The following is a 7943-nucleotide window of genomic DNA, read 5'->3' on the forward strand; positions in this document are numbered from 1 at the left end:
TTGTCACATGGTCGGTCATTAATAGATTAGCTTTACTGCCACGCCGGTCAAGGTCATCGCCAGCAGCACGCGTAAAAACTTTTCCGGCACGGAGCGGGCGACCCAGGAACCGAGCGTGATGCCGGGCAGGGAGCCGACCAGCAAGGAAGCCAGCAATTCCCAGTGGATGGAGCCGAGCCACCAGTGGCCCAGTGCGGCGATGGCCGTCAGGGGCACGGCGTAGGCGATGTCGGTGCCCGCCACTTCAGCCGAGCTCATGCGTGGATACAGCATCACCAGCAAGGTTGCGCCGATGGCGCCGGCGCCGATTGACGACACCGTCACCAGCACGCCCAGCACGGCGCCGGCGATGATGGTCGCAGCGGCAAGCTTGTTGCCTTGCAATTGTTTCTCAGGGTGGGCATTAATCCAAGCCAGCATGCGGCCCTTGAAAATGAGCGCCACGACGGTCAGCAGCACGGAGCCGGCGATCGAGTAACGGATGATCTGGCCGATTTGCGGCGACAGGGTGCCGAACGATTTCAGCGCCAGGGTCGCGACGACGGCGGCGGGCAGGGCGCCGATGCACAGGCGCTTGACGATATCCCAGCGGATGGTGCCGCGCAGGCGGTGCGTCAGCGTGCCGGCGCTCTTGGTGATCGAGGCGAACGCCAGGTCGGTGCCCACCGCCACGGAAGGCGGTACGCCAAACAGCAGGGTTAACAGCGGCGTCATCAGCGAACCGCCGCCCACGCCGGTCATTCCTACCAGTAATCCTACGGCAAATCCTGAGACTATATAAGACAAAGTCATGCTTGCACCCCCAAAGTACCCGCAATAGTAATAAACTTAGTGTTTAATCCAAACTACTAAGTACGCATTTGCTTATATGCGATATGCGTATATGCATGCATGCAAAATCATGGGTAGGGCGGAAACTCGGCAAATCACGGCAATCTAGGGCAAACCAGCAATGAATCTCCATCAACTGCGCTTCGTGCGCGAAGCGGTCCGGCAGAACTATAACCTGACGGACGCCGCCAAGGCCTTGTTTACGTCGCAACCGGGCGTATCGAAAGCCATCATCGAGCTGGAGGAAGAGCTGGGCGTGGATATTTTTACGCGCCACGGCAAGCGCATCCGCGGCCTGACGGAGCCCGGCCGTCTGGTGCTGGAGTCGGTCGAGCTGATCATGCAGGAAATCGACAGCATGAAGCGCATCGGCAAGGAATTCGCGGCGCAGGACAGCGGCAGCTTCACCATTGCCACCACGCATACGCAGGCGCGCTACACCTTGCCCAAGGTGGTGCAAGCGTTCATGCTGAAGTTCCCCAAGGTCAGATTGTCTTTACTGCAAGGAAATCCGCGCCAGATCGCCGAGATGGTGCAGCGCGACCAGGCGGATCTCGCCATCGCCACGGAATCGATCGCCGCCATCGATGGTTTAATTACCTTGCCATGCTATCAATGGGAGCATGTGGTGGTGGTGCCCCTCGATCATCCGCTGCTCAAATCGAAGTCCGTGACCCTGGAAGAAATCGCCGCCTTCCCCCTGATTACCTATGACAGCGCGTTCGCCGGGCGCAACAAGATCGACCATGCTTTCGTGCTGCGCGGCCTGAAGCCGGACATCTTGCTGGAAGCCATAGACGCCGACGTGATCAAGACTTATGTCGAGTTGGGCATGGGGATTGGTATCATAGCGGGTATGGCCTTCGATGCCGAGCGCGACAAAGGCTTGCGCGCCATCCCTGTCGGGCACCTGTTCGGCATGAATGTGTCGCGCGTGGCCGTCAAGCAGGGCGCGTATTTGCGCAGCTATATCTATACCTTTATCGAGTTGCTGACGCCGACCTTGAACCGCAAGCTCATCGAGCAGGCGATGAGCGGTGATAAAGAGCACTACGAACTATAACAATGCAGGAAGTCGGCCGGGCGAGGTGCCTGGCCAAGATTATTTAAGAAGAGAAGAAACAATGATTACCGATCAGCTTGCCAAATATTACGCCACCATCGCGCAGCAGTACGAGCGCGTCTATGACAAGCCCGAACGCCAGGAAGACCTGGAAGTGTTGCGCGACAAGGTCGCCGACGTGCTGGAAGGCCACACCGTGCTGGAACTGGCCTGCGGTACCGGCTACTGGACGGAAGTGGTCGCCGAGTCGGCCGAGTCCGTGCTGGCCACCGATATCAACGATGAAATGCTGGCGCTGGCCCAAAAGCGCGGCTTGCCCGACAACGTCACCTTTGCCAAGCTCGACGCTTTCAACTTGCCCGATGACATGCTGGGCAAGTTCACGGCCGTGTTCGCGGGCTTCTGGTGGTCGCACGTCAAGCGCGAAGACCAGGACAAATACCTGAAGCAATTGCGCAGCAAGCTGGGCAAGGACATCCTGCTGGTGCTGATCGACAATTCCTATGTCGATGGCAGCAGCACGGTCATCGCGCGCACCGACCTGGAGGGCAATACCCACCAGTTCCGTACGACGGATGGGGGCGAGCGCTATGAAGTGCTGAAGAATTTCCCGTCGGATAGCCATCTGCGCAAGAAGTTTGCCCATTCGGCCCGCGAAATCCGCATGAAGCGCCTGGAATACTACTGGCTGCTGAGCTGCCGTCTGAAATAAGGCTGGCACGGCAAGACAAACCGCCTGCGGGCGGTTTTTTTTCGTCTGTTGTTTTTATCTGACAAGATGTTGTTCCAAAAAACAACATCTTGTCGATGTCATATTGTTGAAGTATTTCGTGGGCATGATTCGGTTCAGCAGCTCAGCAGCAGCTCATCTTGTCCAACCTAATGTAGAGATTCTCAAGTGAAAAAAATTACTCTGGCAGCATTGATCGTCGGCACCTTCGCAGCAGCTACGGCGCAAGCACAATCGAACGTCACCGTCTATGGTCTGGTTGACCTCGGTATCGCCAAGACCACTGGCCAGCCGACGGTACAACGCGAAAACAATGCATCGCGCCTCGGTTTCAAGGGTACGGAAGATCTGGGTGGCGGCCTGTCCGCAATTTTCAACCTGGAAAGTGAATTCCTGGCCGACACCGGCGCGCAAAAAGGCGTGCTGTTCGACCGTCAAGCCTACGTGGGCTTGAAAGGCGCTTTCGGTACCGCCATCCTGGGCCGCACCAAGAACCTGGTCGATGGCACCATCGCCCGCGTCGACCCATTCAACACCTACGGCGTGGTCGGCAAGAACAATGAAACCCTGCTGCGTTCGGGCGTCGGCACGTCGCGCGTCAACAATGCCGTGACCTACAACAGCCCAAGCTTTGACGGTTTCGTGGGCAGCCTGCAATATGTGCTGAGCGAAGTCAACAGCGCTGACGCCGGCGTGATCGGCCTGGCAACCTACGACAATGGTCCGATCAGCCTGCACGCCGGCTACGAGAAAGCCGTGCAGGCATCGGCTACGGCAGCCAAGGCTGACCTGTGGTCCATCGGTGGCGGCTATAAATTCGGCCCAGCCAAGATCACGGCCGCCTACTCGAAAGGCGACACCAAGGTTGCCACGACTGGCGAATTCAAGTCCTACCTGGTCGGCCTGAACTACACGGTGGGCGGCGGCGATGCCAAAGTGTCGTATGGCAAGCAAGAACAGAGCAACAACAAGTTCAAGGATCAGGACACCATCAAGGAATTCGGCGTCGGCTATGACTATCACCTGTCGAAGCGCACCGACGTGTACGCTTACGCTGGCCGCGAGCGCGTCAAGTCGCTGACCTCGTACCAGATTGGTCTGGCACACAAATTCTAAGCATCGTTCGATGTGACGAAGCAAAGGCGCCTGCGGGCGCCTTTTTTATTGCATCGCCGCGGCTGCCGCTTCTGCCTGCATGGGCAGCGAGATGTCGATGCGTGTGCCGCCCAGCTCGCTATCGGCACCGATATGGATGCTGCCGTTCAAGCCCCACACCCGTTCGCGCATGCCCAGCAAGCCCAGTGCCGTGGCTTTTTCCATGTCGTGTTCGGCAATGCCGCGGCCGTCATCCTGGATGGTGATCGCCAGCGAGGAATCGATGCGGTGCAGGGCGATGGTGATGTGGCTGGCCTCGGCATGGCGCGCGATATTCGTCAGCGCTTCCTGCACGATGCGGTAGATGGCCGTGCTGCGCGCATCGTCGAGCACGAGGTCGGCCTCGTCAGCCAGCAAATCGAAATGGATGGCGCGGCGCAGCAGGAAGTCGTGGCGCAGTTTTTGCAGTGCAAAATACAATCCCCCTTCATCGAGCGCGCGCGGGCGCAGGTTGCTGGCGATGCGCCGCAGCGAGGTGATGGCCGTCACCAGCAAACCGTCCATGCTGTGCAGCAAGGCTTGCAGGGGCGCGGTGGTGTCCGTGTGCTGGCGCACCAGGGTCAGGTCGACGCGCAAGGTGGCAAGCAATTGCCCCAGGTCATCATGCAGTTCGCGCGCGATATGCTTGCGTTCTTCTTCGCGGATGGTTTGCAGCGCGCTCGACAATTCACGCAGTTGCGAAAAGGAGCGGGCCAGCTGTTCATGCATCTGCTGACGCGCCGTAATGTCGCGCACGATGATGGTAAATACGCTATGGCCATCTTCCTGCATGGCCGAGAGCGATCCTTCGAGGGGAAACATGACTCCATCGCTGCGCCGTCCCGTCAAGGTGTAGTCGGTGGCGCGCCGGCCCGTCAGGCGCAGTTCCTGGCTGATGTCGCCAAACGGCGGCTCGCCATCGTGCTTGCCCAGGCCACCCAGGGTACGCAAGTCGCGCAGGATGTAGTGGCCCAGGCGCATGCCGCGCATGCCGGCCGGCGTGTCGTCGAACAATCTGGCCGCCGCCGCGTTCGCATGCAGGATGATTTGCCGGCTGTCGATGCTGATGATGGCGTCGCTGGCGCTGTCGATGATGGCCTGGCCGCGTGCCTGCTGTTGCCGGCGGGCTTTCAGTGGGGGAAACAAGCACAGCAAAAGCGCCGCCGCCATACCCAGCGGCAAGATGCGCAGCAGTGCGGGACTGCCTCGGTCGGGCATGGGGTTCTCCTTGCGAACGTGTACGAAGGCAGGCAAGACGGTGCTGGGAGGTTGGACTTTATCTAGCCTATGCCTGCTGGCGCGGCGCGGCTTGATGTGGCGCAGGAAGGGGAAAGGAAGAGATCAAGGCGCCGCACCGGCCTGGGCCGGGCGGCGGCGAGCGATTTACATTTGCTTGAACAGATGCAGGAAGCTGCGGCTGACTTCGAGCTTGTCGGATTTGCCTTTGATGAGTACCAGGTGGCGGCCGCGGATGTCGCGCGTCACGCCTTCGATGGCATTCACGTTGACCAGGGTGGCGCGGTGGATTTGCCAGAACAGCGAAGGATCGAGCTCTTCGGCAAGGTCGCGTACGGGCTTGCGGATCAGCGCTTCATACTTGGCCGTCTGCACGCACGTGTATTTTTCGTCAGAACGGAAGAACAAAATCTCTTCCACGGGGATCATGCGCAAGTCCTGGCCGATGCTGGCCTGTATCCATTGCAAGTAAGCGGGCTTGGCCGTGATTTTTTCCGCCAGTTGCGACAGCATGGCCGTGACGCTGCTGTTGACGTCCAGGGCCGGCTTGTTCAAGTGCGTTTTCAGGCGCTCTACCGTCACCAGCAAGCGCTCATGCTCGGGCGGTTTGAGCACGTAGTCGACGGCGCCCCGCTCGAAGGCTTCGACGGCATGGCTATCATAGGCCGTGACGAAGACGATATGCGTCTTGCTGCCTATTACTTGCGCCGCTTCCATGCCCGTCTTGCCCGGCATGCGGATATCGAGGAAGGCAAAATCGGGCTTGAGTTGTTCCACCAGTTCGATCGCTTCGTCGCCATTCTTGGCTTCGCCGATGATTTCCAGTTCAGGCCAGGCCTGGCCCAGGCGCAGGCGCAGCTGGTCGCGCATCAGTCTTTCGTCGTCGGCAATAATAGCGGTAGGCATAGGTCTCAAGTGTGAACAGGCGAAGATTGATTATTCAATGATTTAGCGTTTTTATCAACTGTCTTATTTGGACAATTGATATGGCACTTCGATCACCGCACACACGCCGGACGGTTGATTTGGCGTAATGGTCAGGCTGCCCTGGTCGCCATGCAGCAGCTTCAGGCGTTCGCGGATGGTGGGCAAACCCAGTCCCGTGCCATCGCTGGGTACCACGCCAAAGCCGAGGCCGTCGTCGGTGACCGTCACGCGCAGCTTGCTGTGCGCCACTTCGGCCACGATGCGCAGGGTGCCGCCTTCCGGTTTGACTTCCAGGCCGTGCTTGATGGCATTTTCCACCATCGATTGCAGCATCATGGGCGGGAAGGCTGCGCTGCGCAGGCCGTCGGGAATCTGGAAGTCGACGGTCAGGCGTTCTTCCATGCGCATTTTGAGCAGGTTCAAGTACGCTTGCACCATGTCCGCTTCACGGCCCAGGTTGGTAATCAGGGCGTTGTCGCGCATTTGCGGCAGCACGGCGCGCAGATACTGGATCAGGCTGCGCTGCATCTTGGCCGCGCGCGGCGGGTCGACCTGGATCAGGTGTTCGACGGAGGCAAGCGTATTGAACAGGAAGTGCGGCTCGACTTGCGCCTGCATCATCTGCATCTTCGCTTCGCTGAGTTGGCGCTGCATGGATTCGCGCTCGGCCGCTTCGTTGGCCGTGACGGTTTCCGCTTCGGCGCGTTTCTTGCCGCCGACCAGGGCTTTCATGGCGAACAGGGCCAGTACCAGCAGGGAGACAAAGCTCTTGAACCAGGTCGAGGCTTGCTGGTGATAGCGCGACACCTTTTGCTCCGCCGCATCATCGACGGCTTCTTCGATGGCATTCGACAACTCTTCGCCGATTTGTGGCGGTAATTCAATATGGACTTCTTCCCCCGAAGCATTGGTGGTCACCGGATAGTTGGGCTTGGCAGGGGCGGCTGGTGGTTGCGGCGGTTCCGGCGGCACGGCACTGGCTTTTGCATCCGCCTCGGCGGCATCGGCTGGATCGCTGGCCGCATCGGCCGTGCTGCTGCGCCGGTTCTTGCCGTTGCGGGGATTGAAATGGATGCCCGTATCGTCGATCAGGATATTGGTTTCCCCTGAACCCTTGTTGCTGCGTTTATGCGACTTGATGACCACTTCTTCGTCCGGGCTGGACGAGAACAGCTCATCTTGCAAAATGGAACCGGCGATCAGAGCCAGTGCAGCGAACAGGAAGAATTTCCACCAAGACAACTGAGTAACCCAGGTCGTCGTCGCGTCGAATGCCCGTTGCAACCAAGCGAGGATGGTTTTCAACAATTGGGGCAGGCTGGAAATCGGAAGCATGGGGGCACTTTCAAGTACAAGAGTTAATCGACGCAGCGGGCAAGTTTAACCCCTTGTTGAGTAGCGTCAGAGTCTGATGTTGCCACTGTGCCTAAAGACCACGAACTACGCCAGCCGATTGCGACAGGCTGCACAAAAAGGCGCTTGAAGTGAAGACTATGCTTGCTGGGCGGCGAGGGCGGGAAAATAGCGCTTGCGGGCCGCGCGGGGCAGGGCTATAATTCGCCCCCTCGCTGAACAACGCATGCAAATGCAGCGTAGAGCGAGAAAAAAGAAGGAGTTGACGGATGTAGTGAAATGCTTCATACTCTTCCTTCTTCGCAGCTGACAAACACAACGCTTTGTCGATAGCGCGAAAGTAGCACCGAATACAGTTCTTTAACAATTAACAGTCGATAAGTGTGGGCATTTGATGTAGTGCAGCAGTGATCTTCGGATTGCTGTAATACTTAAAATATCAAATGTTCACAAGAAATAATGAAATAGGATACTTCTTCGGAAGTAGCCTGTCAGTTTTTTGAGTGAGCGACCCGTCGCAAGACGGTGCCAATAAAATGGCAAAGTAACAGAGATTAAACTGAAGAGTTTGATCCTGGCTCAGATTGAACGCTGGCGGCATGCCTTACACATGCAAGTCGAACGGCAGCACGGAGCTTGCTCTGGTGGCGAGTGGCGAACGGGTGAGTA

General features: G+C 58.4%; 7 protein-coding genes and 1 rRNA gene. 4 read left to right on the plus strand and 4 right to left on the minus strand.

Annotation, left to right across the window (positions count from 1 at the left end):
• Positions 1 to 18: 18 nt before the first annotated feature.
• Positions 19 to 792 carry a sulfite exporter TauE/SafE family protein gene (locus AC0V2Y_RS15290; RefSeq protein WP_475415211.1) on the minus strand — a complete coding sequence of 258 codons (774 nt, stop codon included), beginning with the start codon at positions 790 to 792 and terminating at the stop codon, positions 19 to 21.
• Between the two features lie 160 nt (positions 793 to 952).
• On the opposite strand from AC0V2Y_RS15290, the gene AC0V2Y_RS15295 reads away from it, so the two are divergent.
• The 3 genes from AC0V2Y_RS15295 (at position 953) to AC0V2Y_RS15305 (ending at position 3740) form a co-directional block, all read left to right on the plus strand.
• Positions 953 to 1894: a CysB family HTH-type transcriptional regulator gene (locus AC0V2Y_RS15295; RefSeq protein ID WP_086138738.1), complete on the plus strand. Its 942-nt coding sequence runs from the start codon at positions 953 to 955 to the stop codon at positions 1892 to 1894.
• Between the two features lie 61 nt (positions 1895 to 1955).
• Positions 1956 to 2606 (plus strand): class I SAM-dependent methyltransferase, encoded by a 651-nt coding sequence (locus AC0V2Y_RS15300; protein WP_436499149.1) that lies wholly within the window; start codon positions 1956 to 1958, stop codon positions 2604 to 2606.
• Positions 2607 to 2792: 186 nt separating this feature from the next.
• Positions 2793 to 3740 carry a porin gene (locus AC0V2Y_RS15305; RefSeq protein ID WP_475415212.1) on the plus strand — a complete coding sequence of 316 codons (948 nt, stop codon included), beginning with the start codon at positions 2793 to 2795 and terminating at the stop codon, positions 3738 to 3740.
• A gap of 45 nt (positions 3741 to 3785) precedes the next feature.
• On the opposite strand, the gene AC0V2Y_RS15310 is transcribed toward AC0V2Y_RS15305, so the two are convergent.
• The 3 genes from AC0V2Y_RS15310 to AC0V2Y_RS15320 form a co-directional block, all read right to left on the minus strand.
• Positions 3786 to 4976, minus strand: coding sequence for a PAS domain-containing sensor histidine kinase (locus AC0V2Y_RS15310; RefSeq protein WP_475415213.1), 1191 nt, complete (start codon positions 4974 to 4976; stop codon positions 3786 to 3788).
• Positions 4977 to 5141: 165 nt separating this feature from the next.
• Entirely contained in the window at positions 5142 to 5900 is a 759-nt protein-coding gene (locus AC0V2Y_RS15315) for a LytR/AlgR family response regulator transcription factor (RefSeq protein ID WP_475415214.1), read from the minus strand.
• 63 nt (positions 5901 to 5963) lie between these two features.
• Positions 5964 to 7256 carry a sensor histidine kinase gene (locus tag AC0V2Y_RS15320; RefSeq protein WP_475415215.1) on the minus strand — a complete coding sequence of 431 codons (1293 nt, stop codon included), beginning with the start codon at positions 7254 to 7256 and terminating at the stop codon, positions 5964 to 5966.
• 574 nt (positions 7257 to 7830) lie between these two features.
• On the opposite strand from AC0V2Y_RS15320, the gene AC0V2Y_RS15325 reads away from it, so the two are divergent.
• A 16S ribosomal RNA gene (locus AC0V2Y_RS15325) occupies positions 7831 to 7943 on the plus strand; the annotation flags it as partial.

This window comes from Janthinobacterium sp. BHSEK (assembly GCF_056174685.1).